The organism is Hymenobacter negativus (assembly GCF_017571495.1).
Taxonomy (GTDB): domain Bacteria; phylum Bacteroidota; class Bacteroidia; order Cytophagales; family Hymenobacteraceae; genus Hymenobacter; species Hymenobacter negativus.
The window spans coordinates 231,380-246,495 of the sequence record NZ_JAGETZ010000009.1 but is presented as its reverse complement, the minus strand read 5'-3'; the positions used below and the strand labels follow the sequence as shown (position 1 = coordinate 246,495).

Sequence of the window (15,116 nt, the reverse complement as noted above, 5' to 3'; positions counted from 1 at the left end):
TTCTACTCTCTTTTTTCAGTAGAACGAGACTGAAAATGTAATTGGAATTTCTACCACCTCACTACTCACCAGGCAGAATGCATCATTTACTCGGTCAATAGCGGATTTTGAACGGTTAATCAGCAGCTCTGCTTTCAGGCAATACCAGTTCCTCAGAATTCTCAGACGGCTTAAGTCGCTTATAGCATTTGATTTTACTAAACAGGAAAATTGAATTTCATCCAGATTATAATTAAATTCCAGACAATAGCATTAACTTTGCATATCAAAGTTCTTTATAAATATGGCTTATTTCGTAGCTCCTGATTCCATCGTGCGCCGCATCTGGGGCACGGCCGACACAGTGCTGTTCATCTTTGCTGGAGCCGCTGCCGAGTTTGCTCTCAATAAGGCGGTTGACTGGCTCTACTTCACCGGCCGGCTGCCGGCCGACCCGCTGGGCCGCCTATTCTCAACGGTGGACTATGCCCGGCGCATCGTATTTGCCGACCGCGTTGGGGCCGAAAAAGCAATTGACACCATTGCCGCCATTCACGGCGCAGTGGAGAAAAAGCGAGGCTACGCCATTCCCGATTGGGCTTACCGCGACGTGCTGTTTTTGCTCGTAGCTTACTCCATTAAGGCATTTGAGGTGCTGGAACGGCCCCTCACCGGGCCGGAGCACGAGGAAATTGTGGCGGTATTCTGCCGCGTGGGCCAGCGGATGGGCGTCCCTGGCCTCCCCGGCTCCTACGCCGAGTGGCGGGCCGCCCGCGAGCAACACCTGGCGCAAGACCTGGCCCTCAGCCCGCACTCCACCGACCTTTACCGGCAGTACCGCAAGCACTTGGGCAGGCCCCGCTACCAGCTGCTGCGGGCCGTGCAGGGCTTGGTGGTGCCGGCCAGTGTGCGCATCCAGCTACACCTACCCGATGGAAGCTGGATAAATCCGGCCGTGAAATTTTACCGCCTTACCAAACGCTGGCCAGCCAGTCAATGGGCCAAAAATGCCATGTTGCCAAGTGAATACCAAGCCCGCATCCACGCACTCGATGCGGCCCCTGTGGAACTGGCGCCACCCCGCGATGCAGCCGCGGTGGCCGCGCCGCGGGGCTGCCCCTTCCATAAGGCTGTTCCCAGCGCCTAATCAACAAAATATATGCTTCGTTTTCATAAAGGCTATTTTCTGGCGGCCGTCACCTTGTTATTGGTCGAAATCCTTATCGCGCTGTTCATGCACGACCGGTTTATCCGGCCGTACGCAGGTGATTTTTTGGCCACTATTTTCCTGTATTGCCTGCTTGGAAGCTTTTGCAACACATCGGCTTGGTGGATAGCGGGAATAGCATTGACTCTCTCCTATCTGATTGAAGGGTTGCAGTATATCAACTTATTGGCACGACTGGGCTGGCATTCACGGGTGGCACGCATCGTATTCGGCAGTCACTTTGAATGGGGCGACATGCTGGCCTACACCCTGGGCGGCGGCCTTGCACTAGCGGTGAGCTTGGGCGTGGCGAACCTAAATGAACGCCGCTTGTCGAAAGCGTGGAGCCGGCTCAACCCTCACTAAATAAATGAGCAAAACCCGAGCCTTTGAAATTGGCTAATAGCCGCTAAACGTAGCCAGCAGTTCGCTTAGCAATCAAATTTGCTAAAATAAATAGTCGTGAAAATCAGTAGCTTAATACTATACCAAAAATATTAGCAATTTTTCAGAACCTTTGTTCCTAGCTTTGCGGTAGATATTACAATAGCGTCGGGAATCGATGCTGCTTTAATTCAAGCTAACTGCTAAGGCCATGTCTGATTTTGCTTATGCGTACGCCCATCCTTCCACTCTGGAACACAGCCCGGAAGGCAACAAACTATCACTGGCTGCTTATGCCGAGGATGCTCCGACGGGTGCATCCTGCTTTTTCTGGGGGCGGCTTCGCGACTCCTGGCTGGCGGCCCGGGGGCTAACTACTTTAGCCAAGGTGGTGGCCTCACGCTTCGTGCCCCAGAGCGCCGTGCTGCGCGACCCGATAGTGACGGCCGGCGCGGGCATGCTGCGCTTCGAGGCTTTTTCATCGTGCAACGGCGTGTATGCCCGGCTCGATTTGGGCCCTGATGCGTTGGATGGCGAGTTTCTGAGCAGCGGCACAACCAATGTTGATTTCAACGAGCCCATGGTGAATGCCCTGGCGCGCATCTCGCGCACCGAGCCGGTGCTGCTGAGCGTGGGCGACAAGGAAGTGGTGCTGGAACGCGCCGCCGGCAAGGTGACGGAGCGCAAAGTGGCCCTGCCCGAGCGTTGGATTAAGGGCCTGACTGCCGTGCAGGGCTACCTGGCCATTATGGAGGAAAAGATGGCCCTTAGCCGCGTGCAGGCGGTTCAGCTGGTGCAGAGCATCCCGGCGGGCACGGCCAAATCGGACTTTTTTCTGGTGCTGCGGGGGCCCCGGCCGAGCTTTGCGCCGGTGAGCAGCCCGGGCGCGGTGCGGGTGGGCGGCGTACACCGGCTGCGGCTGCTGGAAGGGCTGCTGCCGCTGTGCGAGGGGTTGCGCGTATTTGGCACCGCCGATGGGCAGGCGTCGGCGTTTGTGCTGGCGATGGGCGGCGGGCAGGAGTTTATGCTGGCCCTCTCGGCAGAGGTGAACCGGGGCTTTTCGGGCGAGGGCAACCAGTTGGATACGCTGATGGACGAACTGCCAGCCGAGTGGATTGTGGGCGCCAACAACCTGTTTCGGGGCAATGAGACATTCAACCCAATGCTGTTTGCGATGGAAAATGACCTTGCGCCCGCAACCGTGGACCGCCTGTGTGCCAGCCTCTCGGCCATGGGCCTGCTGGGGTTCGACCTGGCCGAAAACCACTATTTCTACCGCCGGCTGCCCTTCAAGATGGAGCGCATCCTGAAGCTGAACCCGCGGCTGAAAAATGCCCGCGCCCTGCTCGAGGCCGTTGATGATGTGCAGCTGGTGGGCATCGGGACCGGTGGGCGGACCGAGGCGCGCGTGCGCGGCACTGGCGTATGGCACACTGTGGTGGTAGGCGGCACGGAGCCGCCGCGCTGCACTTGCCCGTGGTTTACGGGCAATCAGGGCCAGCGCGGGCCTTGCAAGCACATTCTGGCGGCGCAGATGCGGTTTTTGTAGGCTGCTTATCCACCGCTTAATGCATTCCCAACAATTGATTCCACTGTATGAGTTTGTCGCCTGCTGCTGAAGAGTTTGAACAAATCATCCGCCACCAGAGCGCCCACGAACAGGTGCCATTTTTACTGGCGCTGGAAAAGAAGGACGTTGTAGCAGTGCGCGAGAAGCTGAAGAGCCTCAAAAAAGAGTTGGAAAGTATTGCCCAGATTGCACCCAATACCTGGGGCAGCAGAGGCACCAGCGAGCAGTTTGCCGGCATGGCCCTGAGCGGATTTGCGGTTTTCTCCCGGCGAGAGGCTTTGAGCAACCTGCATAGAGGGTGGGGATTGGGGGGCACCAACCGCAAAAACTACCAGGCAGTGCAGACGAATCTGCTGGTTATCCTCAAGGCATTTCGACCCGACTGGCTGAGCGACTGGCTCCAGGCCCGCAACAACATCGCGGGCGGCTGGGGCATGGATTATGCGCTGCTCCGGCGGCTGGAAGAAGAGCAGCTGGTGCCCCATCAGCCTGAGGTGACGGCCAGAGTAGTGGCGATGGCCATCCATATCTGGGGCAGTGAGTTGAGTGACATTGACCCTGTGCCCCTTAATTCGGCAGAAATCATTGCGGATAAGTTCCGTAACGACTCCGTGCTGCTGCATCGGGACCTACCGCTGGTGTTTGAATTTGACACTTCCATCCTTGCTGGGTCCGGGGTGCGCATTCAGCCTCCAATGCCACCGGGGATGGATGGGCTGCGAGCGGAGAATGGCGAATATATGTACCCCTGGCAGGTCTGGAATCAGCAGCATCCGGCGCAGTTTGTGACGTGGCAGGACGTGTTCCTGCGGTTGGTTGATTCAGGTCACCTCGACCGCGCCGATGTTATTACGCGCTGCCTGCTGGCGCTGCGCCGCGACTTCCGCCGCCTGCTGCTGGTGTGGTTCAAGGAATTATTCCAGGCCCTGAAGCCCACGTTGGACGAGCGGCTGGCCAATCAGGCGGCGCTTGGGGAGTTGCTGGTGCATCCGCTGCCGCTGGTGGCCAATTTCGCTATCGACCAGCTGCAGGGCCTGCTGCCGGAAGCCGGATTCTCCCTGAAGCCGCTGCTCCTCTACGCCGACAACCTGCTGACCCGCCCCGACCTAAAAACCGGCATCCGCGCCCTGCTAGCAAGCCTGCTAAAGCTCCCCAGGCAGAACGCAACGCATGCCCCGGCCGTGACGCGCCTGCTGACGACCGCCCTGCCCCACCCCGATGGCCTGGTGCAGGAGCGCGCCGCCAAAGGCCTGGCCGGCATCTTGGCCGCTCCCCAGCCATTGCTCAGCCCCGCGGAAACGGCGGCAGCCGAAGCGGCCATCAGCTACCACGCCGAGTTGTTGGGACCTGCGGCCCGGACGGCCCTGGCCAACTGGCTGGCTCCGGTTGCAGCGGCCGAAACGGCTATTGAAATCGCGGCCTATGCTCCTGCGGAGGCGTTTGTCCCGGAGCTTTCGGCGGCCACGGCCATTACACCGGTAGCCGATTGGCACGAGCTGCTGTTTCTGACTGGTCAGGTATTGCAGCACAACGACCCGGCGGCTACGGAGCGCTGGCTCGATGGCTTGTTGCGCCTAAATGGGCAGCTGCCCACTGGGTATGCCGGGCAACTGCGGCCGTATCTGGCCCAGCTATTTCCTCAGATTAAGAAAGCATCAGCGGCCGAAGCGGCCATCCTGCGTGAGCCGGTGGACTTATACAGCCACGAAGGCCTGGTGCAGGCTATGTTGCTGACCTGGGCCACCGATTTTGCGACGCGCCGGGTAGAAAGCGTGGACGTAAAGAAACCGCACTCGGTCCTTAACCCGCTGCTGGGCCTGGAGAAACAACGCTACCTGCTGGCCGAAGCACTGCTGGCGGGCCGGCAGGCCCTGCCCCTGCTCAGCACGCCCACCCACCAGCCTAGTTGGGTAGCACCGGGCACCTTAATCACCCGGCTGCTGGCTTACCAGGCCGCTGGTACCCCGCCCGAGCCGGCCGACCTGGCGCTGGCGCTGGCCCGCACCGCCCACACGCACCCCACCGAGGCGGCCGAGGCCCTGCGCCAACTGCCAACCCTGGCCGACGCGGGGCTACGCCAGCTGCTGGCGTGGTTTCTGGGGCCAGCCCACCTGGCGCTGCCGGAGCTGCCGGTGGCCCCGGCTGCCCGGCTCGCGGCTACTGTCCACTCGAACCTGGCCGAGGCGCTGCCGGAGCTGTGGGCCGTGGCCACCCGGACGAAAGCCCCGGCCGGCGTATTTCCTACCCTGCCGGCCGTACTGGGCTATGACTACGCGGGTGTGTCGCAGCCGGTGCACACTACGTTTGAAGTAGTGCACCGAGAAAACAACTACCCGGACCCAGACCAGCCAGGTCAAACTAAAACCTACCGCTTTGTGGAGCTTTCGTGGAGCAACGGGACTAAGCGGGCGGCTCCGTCGGCGCTGCTGCTTTACGCGCCGACTTTTGGCAAAAGCAAGTACGGGTCGTGGGAGGGGAATTGGATGCTGACCCACGATTTTCCCTTTCTGCTGGCTTTAACGCCCAACTACACGGCTCCGCTGTATGAGCAGATTTTGCGCAGCGCAGCCTGGGCCGACAACCTGGAATCATCCGAGCGTGACCTCATTGCCCTGGCACTGCGGGCCTTGCTGAGCCCCGGGCCGGCTTTCGGCGAAAATGAAACGGCACTGCTGGCCAGCGGCCTCATTCACAACACCGCCTTGTGTCGGAGCCTGGCGCAGGAAGTGTTGCTGCGCGCCGTGGCCAATGGCCGCCTGCAACCGGGCGGGCTGGGCGGCATCATCGGCCAGCAGCTGGCCGTTGGCTACGCCCCGGTGCCGCGCCTATCTACCGTGCTCACCACGCTGGTTGCCGTGGATGCGCTGGCGGACGATGCCCTTTGCCAACTGCTCGAAGCCCTGCTCCCCGAGCTGCCCGCCACCCCGCCGCGCAACACGCGCAAGCTGCTGGAGCTATACGCCAGCCTGCGGGACCGCACCCGGCGCGCCATACCGGCCGAAGTGAACGCCCGCTTCAGTATCTGGAAATCAGTCAGCAGCCTTAAAACGGCAAATAGGCTACTGGCATAGCTGTTTCCTTTTTCTTTTGAATCCTTTCCAAATCCTATGCTTACTTCCGTCGAAACGTTTGAGCAGATTGTCCGCCAGCAAGGGCTGCTGGAGCTAGTAAATTTCCTGTTACAGTTGCCGAAGGCCGATGTGGTGCCCGTGCGCCTCAGAACCAAGCAGCTGTACCGGGAAATGAACGACTGGCGCATGGACAGGGCGCAGCAATTCCCCCGCGAAAGGGAGCCGCAGCTGTTTCTGGCGGGTCTGGCCACGTTTTCCAAGCAGGAAGCACTGGGGCGCAACTTCAATTTTCCCTGGAATTTCAACTACGACAACGGCAAAGACCAGCGGGGGCATAAGGAATTATTCACGCAGGTGCTGCTGCACAGCCGGCCTGCGTGGTTCACGAGCTGGCTGCAACGCGTGACGCGCGGCAACTCGTGGGAGGTGATTGACTACGCCCAGTTGCGGGAGCTGGCCGCCGCCGACCTGGTCGAGTACGACCCCTGGCTGTTTGCCCAGTCGCTGGCGCACCGCCTGAACCGCTACAACCGCAACCACGAAGGCCACAGCAAGGACTTCGAAGCGCATATTCTGCGGCAGCTGCGGGCCGATACGGTGATGCTGGAACGGGATGTTCCGCTGTTGTTCGACTTCGATACGGCGGCCGATTCGGCGGCCATCTACCAGAGCAAGACGAACAATACCATTGCCTGGATTGCGCTGCTGCGGGAGCTTGTGGCGTCCGGCCACCTCGACCGCGCCGACATCCTCACCCGCTGCCTGCTGGCCCTGCGCCGCGACTTTCGCCGCCCGCTGCTGACGTGGTTTAAGAACCTGTTTCTGGAGCTGAAGCCCACCGTGGCCGAGCGCCTAGCCCGGCAGGCCGAGCTGGTCGAGCTGCTGGCTCATCCCCTGCCGCTGGTGATTAATTTCGCCCTCGACCAGTTCAAGGATTTGTGGGCCGAAGCCGATTTTGCACCCGCACCGCTGCTGCTTTATGCCGAAAGCCTGACCACGCGCCAGGACCTTAAGACGGGGCTGCGCAACCTGCTCAGCGCTTTCGAGAAGCTGCTGAAGCGGGCACCCGAGCTAGCACCCACCGTAGCCCGCCTGGCAGGCTCTGCCCTAGCTAATGCCGATGCCGCCGTGCAGGAGCGCGCCGCCAAGCTGCTGGCCAGCTTGTTGAACGCCAAGAAACCTCTGCTCACGGCCGAAGAAGCCGCCGAAACCACTGATACCATTGGCCTCTATGCCGACCTGCTGGCCTCAGCGGCGCGCACGGTGCTAACGCCCTTTCTGGCTGCCAGCACTGCTATAGCGGACCAGTTGGAAAACGCCCCGGCAGGCTACGCGCCCCTAGCCGAGTTCAGACCGGAAGTGTCGCCTGCCACGGCCATTGCGCCGGTGCAGGACTGGCACGAACTGCTGTTTCTGACCGGACAGGTATTGCAAAACGATAATCCGGCCGCCTTCGAGCGCTGGCTCGATGGCCTGCTGCGCCTGCGCAGCCAGTTTCCGGCCGACTACCCGGAACTGCTGATGCCTTACCTGAAACAGGCGTTTCAGTGGGAGCTGCAAGACAAGCCCGCAAATCAAATTGCGCTCATTCTGGCAAACTATCAGTTTGGAAACAGCCGCAATGGCCACCGCCAGCTAATTCTCGCCCTATTGATAAGCTGGTACACCCGTTTTGCGCAGCCCAAAGTACCGGAAATCGTCCTCACCGACCAGCAGTACAGCAATCCCGACCCCTTGCTGCGCGTGGAGCAGCGTCGCCTTGTGGCCGCCGAACAGGCGCTGCTTGCGCCCGCAGCTCCGCTGCCGTTGCTGAGCACGCCCAGCCACGCCCCGCATTGGGTAGCCCCTACGACGCTGGTGCAGAAGCTGCTGACCTACCAGGCCGCCGGCCAATTCCCCGACACTGCCGACCTAACCCTGGCGCTGGCCCGCACCGCCATTGGGGCTGAGGAGGACATGGCTCAGGCGCTGGCAATGCTACCCCAGCTTCAGCACGACGGCGTTCGGGAGCTGCTCCGGCAGCTGCTGGCGCCGGAAGCGACGGAGGGCGCTGCTCCCGTTGCGGCGGTAAATGCACCCAGTAAGTCGATGATGAAATCCATCGTCACAAGCTTCGGGCGAATTATTTCCTACAAGCACCAACAGCCGGCAAACGCCACTATTCCATTGGAGGAGTCCTTGCCCTGGCTGCGGGCCGTGGTGGCGCGCACCCGCTATCCGGAAGCAGTTTTGGAGAATCTGCGGCCGCTCTCCGACTACCCGGGCGTGGCTGAACCCTGGCAGCCGAGCTGGCATTTTGAGGAAAAGTCGCATACCTACAAGCAAAGCTGGAACAAGGAAAAGCCCGAGGTCACGAATGTGTGGCAGGAACTGAGCGTGGCCACCACCCATCAGGGCCAGGTGCCGCCGTCGCCGCTGCTGCTCTACTCGCTGCACGCCCGGTTGTCGCAAAGCACCAATTATTACCTCTGGTCGCTGGTTGCCGATTTACCGTTCTTACTCACAGTCCTGCCTAATAACCCCGCCCCGCTGCACTGGCACCTGGTCCGTACCGCCTGCCGCACCGATAACATGGGCTCTGAAGCGCGCGACCTGTTGCTGATTTTCCTGCGCTCCCTGCTGGTACCCGGTCCACGCTTTGAAGAAAGTACTTCTCTATTACTAGCCGTGAGCCTCACGCACAGCGCTCCTACTTGCAGGGCATTGGCCCTGGAAGTGTTGCTCAACGCCATTGCGGCGGGCCGCTTGGTACCGGCGGCACTGGGCGAGGCCATGGGCCGGTTGTTGGCCTCCGGCTTTGCGCCCGTGCAGCGCCTGGCCGATGCCCTCGCCCAAACCCGCGCCATCGATGCGGCCACCGACGATGCCTTGCGCCAGCTATTGGCGGCGCTACTGCCCCAGTTACCCTTTGAACCACTACGCAACCTTCGCAAGCTGCTCGAACCCTACGCCGACCTCATGGCGCGCACCCGGCAAGCCGTGCCCGCTTCCGTGCAGGAACGCCTGCGGGTGTGGCGGGCACAGGCCAGTCTGAAAAAGACAATTGACGCTTTATTGGGTTAAGTCGAAAGTCCTCGAAACCCAGACGACTCACTTGTGGTGTATCCGTCACAAGTGAGCCTAAATAGCCATGGGATAGCAACCAGGGATTGTGGTGCTAAGCTGAGCACAGGATGACCATCCTGCATCGCTGCGGTTACTTTTGTAAGCACCTAGAGCCGTTTTGCGCTAGTGCCTGCATGTACGGGCGCAACAGTTTACTTTCACTAAAAAACCTATGAAAGCTATTATTCCTACCAGTCTGTTTCGGGCACTTTTTGTGATTTTGCTCGGGACCACGGGCCTCCTGTCCACGGCCTGTAAAAAGGATGACCCCCAGGTGCAGGACTACAGTGCTGCCGACCAAGGCATTATTACGCAGTACCTGACCAGTAAAAACATTACCACAGCTCAGAAACAGCCTTCCGGGCTCCATTTTCTGCCCGTTACCACCAATCCGAATGCCCGGCAGGTAACAGCGGGTATGATGGTATCAGTGCTCTACACGGCCCATTTGCTGGACGCAGCCGGCACAGTGTTCGATGCCTCGTCCCGCCACAACAACGTCCCCATAACCTTTACCGTGGGTGCAGGCCAGCTGATTCCGGGCTTCGAGGAAGGCATTGCCCTTATGCACATTGGCGACAAAGCCGAGCTGCTAATCCCTTCGGGGCTGGCATATGGGGCATCAACCGGCGGTGGCGTTATCCCGGCTAACTCGGTAGTGCGCTTTGAGGTAGAGGTGGTGGACTTTGCAGTAGTAGATGACAACTTGATTACAAGTTATTTGACCAGCAAAAACATTAATACGGCCCAAAAGCAGCCTTCCGGACTCTATTTTCTGCCCGTGGCCACCAACCCCAATGCTGTTCCGGTCACTCCCGGGGCTACGGTAGCGGTGCTCTACACCGGCCATTTTCTCGATGCGGCCGGCACGGTGTTCGATGCCTCGTCCCTGAACAACAACACCCCGATAACCTTCACCGCAGGTCGTGGTCAGCTGATTCCGGGCTTCGAGGAAGGCATCGCCTTAATGCACAAGGGCGACCGGGCCGAGCTATTCCTTCCTTCGGCATTGGCCTACGGGCCGCAGGGAACTTCTGGCCGAATCGCGCCTAATACGGTATTGCGGTTCGAAGTAGAAGTAGTGGATGTCAGATAACTGCGCCGCTGAGTTGTGCTACCCCATTTCGTGCCGATAGCGCAGTGACAGGCACAAAACCTCCCCTTTTTCGGTCGTATAAGCTCCTGCTGCAGCTGCGGGCGGGTGACAAAGCTCAGCTTGATAGCCTGCAACACCGTCCTCACTTAGCGGAACCAACCAGCGCTGCAGGATGTCGGAGCAAAAAGTAACGAATCTGGCACTAGTTTCATCAAAAAAAGACGAATGAAAATCCCTTTTTCCGCTGCAGCATTTCGGTTTGTTCTTCTGGGGCTGCTGACCTCGGCCAACGTGCTGCCCATGGCCTGCACAAAAGACCCAGACCCAGTCGTGCTCAAGGATTATTCGGCAGAAGACGAGGCAATTATCCAGAAATTCCTAGCCGATAGCGCCATCACCACTGCGCAAAAGCAGCCCTCGGGCCTCTACTACGTGCCCATCGTCACGAATCCGAACAACGTCCGGGCCACCAAGGGCAAACGGACCTCCGTGCTTTATACCGGTCAGCTCATGGACGGCACGGTCTTCGATGCCTCCTCAAAGCACGGCAATGTGCCATTCACGTTCGTGGTTGGCAGCGGCAACGTAATTCGGGGTTGGGACGAAGGTCTGCCGCTCATGCACAAAGGTGACAAAGGCATGCTGATAATTCCCTCCGCACTCGGTTATGGCCCGAATGCATCGGGGGACATCCCGGCAAACTCGGTAATCCGCTTCAAATTAGAAGTAACGGAAATACAGTAAGGATGTAGCACGGCACATCATGCGACTAACCGCCGCGGGTGGGCGCTGCTTGACAAGCAGCGCCCACCCGCAGCTTTTTGCGCTGCTACTCCGCCGCGCTCACCCGCGCCAGCAAGGCAGCGTGATGCGGAGCCCGGCGCAAAATCTCCTCGTTGCCCAATAGCACCAACTGCTGCCGAGCCCGCGTGAGGGCCACATTGAGCTTGCGGTCTACGGTCCCGTCCTCGTTGGGCGACACCATCAGTTCCAGCTGGTGCTCGTGGTGGCAGCAGAAACTCACCACGATGACATCGCGCTGCGAACCCTGGTAGCGCTCCACAGTATCGACGCTGACCTGGGTGAGGGCCGGCAGGGCCAGCTCTTCGGCCAGCGCCGCCAGCCGCGCCCGGATAAGCGCCGCTTGGTTGCGGTAGCTGGCAATGATGCCCAGCGTGGTTTCGGGGTTGAAAGCGGGGCCGTAGCCTTGCAGCACATAGGCGGCCGTGCGGGCTGCAAGGTCGGCTTCCTGGGCCGATTCTTTCATGGAAAGGTCCTCGGGCTGGCGGCGCGTGGGCACGAAAATCAGGCGCCGGTCGTGCAGCTGTTGCGTGAGGGCATCGGTGGGTGCGGGCCAGGCGGCGCGGTTCAGCGCCTCGTGCTGCCAGGGCAACGGGCAGCGCAGCAGGCCATTATAAAAGTCGTCGTTGACCAGCGCCACCAGCTCGGTGTGCATGCGGTAGTGGTCGGCGAGGGTGCCGTGGGCGTGGGGCCAGTGCGCTTCGGCCTTTTTGAACAGGCGCTCAAAGTAGGAATTGCGCATATTACTCAGGCCCAGTTCCTGCTGCAGCAATTCAGCTACTTCTTCAGCGATGGCGCTGGCTTCGGGTTCCTGCGTGACCACGGCGGGCAGCTGGCGGTGGTCGCCGATGAGGATGAACTTGTTGACTTTGGAAAGCAGGCTCAGCATGGGGGCTTCCAGCACTTGGCTGGCCTCGTCTACTACGGCCAGGTCGAACTGCTTGAGGGTGAACAGCTCCGGCTTGCCCAGCAGGCTGGCCACGGTGCCCACGTAGAACGGGCAGTTCTTGAGCCGGTCGCGCACGGCCTGCCGTGTGGGGCAGTCGCGCAGCATGTTATCCAGCAGGTACGGCCGGTAGTGCGGCGCCGTGCCCAAGCGTGAGCCCACCCGAATAAACGGCAGTCCGGCCGCCACCAGTTGCTCGCAGATTTCATCCACGGCCCGGTTGGTATAGGCGGCCAGCAGTGTGTGCTTGTCTTGCTTATACAGCCGCTCGGCCAGCTCGCGCAGCACGGCGCGGGTCTTGCCGGTGCCAGGCGGGCCGCAGAGCACAAACCAGTCGGGCGCGGCCAGGGCACGGGTCACCACATCGGGCGCCGTGGTAGCGGGCGGCGAGGCCGGCGTCCAGAACTCTGGCTCGGGCTGGCGCGGGCCGGTGCGGGCCAGCAGGCGCTGGCGGCGCTCCGGCGCCAGACTCAGGAAGGCCGAAATGCTGGCCCATTCGCGGCGGAAGGTATCGTAGGTATCGGGCTCTAGGGCCCAGTGCGAGTGGCCGTGCAGGTAGCGCGGGGCCAGCCGCCGGTTGCGAATAGACAGCACCACGCGGCCATCCGTGCTCAGGTCTTCGGCCAGCACCACCTTCACCACTTGGCTATCGAGGGGACTCAGGGTCTTGGATACTTCGGGGCTTGGGTTTCTGCTTTCCGAGGCTGCAGCAAGTACTGGTGTCCCAATCTTGCGGCGCGGATATAAAATCAGCGTATCGCCAGCCCGGAAGTTTACTTCGCGCCCACCGGCCGGGCGCTGAAACACCAGGTGCGGACCGAGGCCATCGCGGGCGTCATCGTCGGCATTGCTCTGGTCTTCAATCAACTCCAATTCATCGAGCAGACTGAAATTCTGGTGCTTGCGGGCCTGAGGCAGCAGCCAGAGGCCTGCCTGGCCGCCGGCATCGCCGGGCCGGGCTTCGTCGCCGAGCAGGGTGAGGCGCATTTCGCGGGCCGAAAAGCGAATCAACTCCAGGCAGTAAGCCCGCTCCACAAGGTCGGCGGCGGCCCAGGCGTTAGCAACGTGCTGGGCTTTGTCGCGGCCGAAGCTGGGCAGGCCCGCTAAATCCGGCTTGATGACGGGCGCGAGCAGCTGCCGCGTCTGGCGGGGGCCAGTGGCGCGGGCCAGCTGCAGCTCCACGCCAACCAGCTGGTTGCGCGCATTGAGCAGGCGGTCAATCAGGGCCTGGTCTTGGTCGACGCGGCGCACGGCGCTCTGGCCGTCGGTGGCGTTGGAGTATAGGATGCTGGTGCGGCCCCGGCCGGCGGTTTCCCCGTCGGCCCCGAATACAGATTCGAGCAGCAAACGATAGAGCTGAGCCTGCGCGGTGTGGTTGGTCCAGGGCGGGCCGCCGGGCACCGACTTGGAGCTTTTCAGCTCGATAAGGTCGTAACCGGTATTACTTTCGTGCAGCAGGTCGAGGCGGCCCTGCAGGCCGTAGGTGGCCGAGAGGAAGGTGGGTTCGAGGAAGCAGTCGGCCACGCGCAGGCGCTGCTGCTGGTAGCCCGTGCGGCTATCGGCCACGAAACCGCGCAGCTGCGTGTCGCGCAGGGTACGGTGGTGGCGGCGCAAGTCGTTGAACAGCTCGGGCACCCCGGTGCGCGTCTGGAACTCGGGCAGGGTACTGAGGGAAAGCGGCGCGAGGCGGAACAGGCGCTTGTGCAGGAAGTGCTCAAGGTCGAAGTCCGTGGTGCCGGCAGTACTGTTCAACGAAACCTCGCCCCCGCCCCCCCTTTCCCAAGGCGAGGGAGAGTCAAACGAATTGCTTGCGGCATCTACTGCACTTTTGGCAAAGCCCTGGCTGGGACGGCTGCCTTCCAGGAGGTTTGCCAGGGAGGCCATGCGCTCCTTCATTTTCGAGTCATCGCTCCTAGCTCGTAGTTCTTCATTTCGGGCCGCGTGACTCACTTCCTCATCCAGCAGCATGTTTACCAGGTTTCCGAGCACCAGGGGGCGCGAGGCTTCATCGGGGAGGAAGGCGCTGATGAGGGCCCATTCGGGGATGGTGCCGTCCTTCTGGGCACACTCGGCCACGGTGGTGACGTTGATAAGGTAATCGGGCTCCAGCACCACGCGGCGCGGTTTTACGCGGCCGTCGGACAGCAATACCGGGCCGATGAGGTGCAGTGTGGGGTGCAGCACGGCCGCCGTGGGCAGCAGACTGGCGTAGGCTTCGGGCAGCAGCAGTTCAAACGGGCCAGCGGGGCGGCCATCGGCAGGCTTGTCCATTTCCACGGTCAGCTCGCCGGTGGCCAGGTTGGTGGCCAGTACGTGCACGCGCCAGGCTTCCAGCGGGGTAGCGGGCGGCAGCGGAGCCGCAGCAGCCAGCGCCGCTTCGAAAGCCTGTTGCTCGTTTTCTTCCAGGCCCGCATCGGGCGGTAATTGCAGTGCGGGGCCGTCGTAGAGCACGCCGGTCAGCTGCTCAATCAACTCGACCACGGCGCTGAAACCGGACGCGACTTCGGCCACGGTACCGGGGTAGCTTTCGTGCAGTACCAGGTTGGCGCTCAGGCGCAGGGCTTGCAACTGGTGGCGCAGGCGGCCCGTGAGCTCGTGCTCGTAGGCTACGAAGCCGATGGCTTGGCTGAGGTTGCCGAAGCTCACGCCCCGGCGCTTGTATTCGTCGCGCAGCACGGCTTCGAGCAGCTTGCGCAGACGCGGGAGCTGGTCGGCGGGTGTGGCCGTGGCATCGGTGGCGAGGGCCGCGAGGCGTGGGAAATAGCGGGCAGGCATAAGTTTCAGCGGTAGAACAAGATTAAAAGTACCGCCGATAGAGGGATTTTGCACCGTCCGAAGTCGCAACCATCCGACCAGCCGTTATGGGCCCGATTCGAGAAGTAGCCGCGCGCTGTTTGGACAGCCAGGGCAGCACGTTCTTACAACAACCGGGCGGACGGCAGCGCCGTCGGACCGGA

At 61.3% G+C, this 15,116-nt stretch carries 8 protein-coding genes; 7 read left to right on the top strand and 1 reads right to left on the bottom strand.

Going from position 1 to position 15,116, the window contains the following annotated elements; translation table 11 throughout:
* Positions 1–283: 283 nt before the first annotated feature.
* The 7 genes from J4E00_RS18895 (at position 284) to J4E00_RS18865 (ending at position 11,156) form a co-directional block, all read left to right on the top strand.
* Positions 284–1,126 carry an oxygenase MpaB family protein gene (locus tag J4E00_RS18895; protein WP_208176819.1) on the top strand — a complete coding sequence of 281 codons (843 nt, stop codon included), beginning with the start codon at positions 284–286 and terminating at the stop codon, positions 1,124–1,126.
* Between the two features lie 12 nt (positions 1,127–1,138).
* Positions 1,139–1,552 (top strand): DUF2809 domain-containing protein, encoded by a 414-nt coding sequence (locus tag J4E00_RS18890; protein WP_208176818.1) that lies wholly within the window; start codon positions 1,139–1,141, stop codon positions 1,550–1,552.
* 229 nt (positions 1,553–1,781) lie between these two features.
* Positions 1,782–3,119: an SWIM zinc finger domain-containing protein gene (locus tag J4E00_RS18885; protein WP_208176817.1), complete on the top strand. Its 1,338-nt coding sequence runs from the start codon at positions 1,782–1,784 to the stop codon at positions 3,117–3,119.
* 47 nt (positions 3,120–3,166) lie between these two features.
* Positions 3,167–6,211 (top strand): DUF6493 family protein, encoded by a 3,045-nt coding sequence (locus tag J4E00_RS18880; protein ID WP_208176816.1) that lies wholly within the window; start codon positions 3,167–3,169, stop codon positions 6,209–6,211.
* 36 nt (positions 6,212–6,247) lie between these two features.
* Positions 6,248–9,274 carry a DUF6493 family protein gene (locus J4E00_RS18875; RefSeq protein WP_208176815.1) on the top strand — a complete coding sequence of 1,009 codons (3,027 nt, stop codon included), beginning with the start codon at positions 6,248–6,250 and terminating at the stop codon, positions 9,272–9,274.
* Between the two features lie 214 nt (positions 9,275–9,488).
* Positions 9,489–10,412 carry an FKBP-type peptidyl-prolyl cis-trans isomerase gene (locus J4E00_RS18870; protein WP_208176814.1) on the top strand — a complete coding sequence of 308 codons (924 nt, stop codon included), beginning with the start codon at positions 9,489–9,491 and terminating at the stop codon, positions 10,410–10,412.
* A 225-nt stretch (positions 10,413–10,637) separates the two neighbouring features.
* A complete protein-coding gene (locus tag J4E00_RS18865) occupies positions 10,638–11,156 on the top strand; it encodes an FKBP-type peptidyl-prolyl cis-trans isomerase (protein ID WP_208176813.1) in 519 nt (172 codons plus the stop codon).
* Between the two features lie 85 nt (positions 11,157–11,241).
* Here J4E00_RS18865 and J4E00_RS18860 read toward each other — a convergent pair whose 3' ends face one another.
* Positions 11,242–14,934 (bottom strand): AAA domain-containing protein, encoded by a 3,693-nt coding sequence (locus J4E00_RS18860; RefSeq protein ID WP_208176812.1) that lies wholly within the window; start codon positions 14,932–14,934, stop codon positions 11,242–11,244.
* Positions 14,935–15,116: the final 182 nt, after the last annotated feature.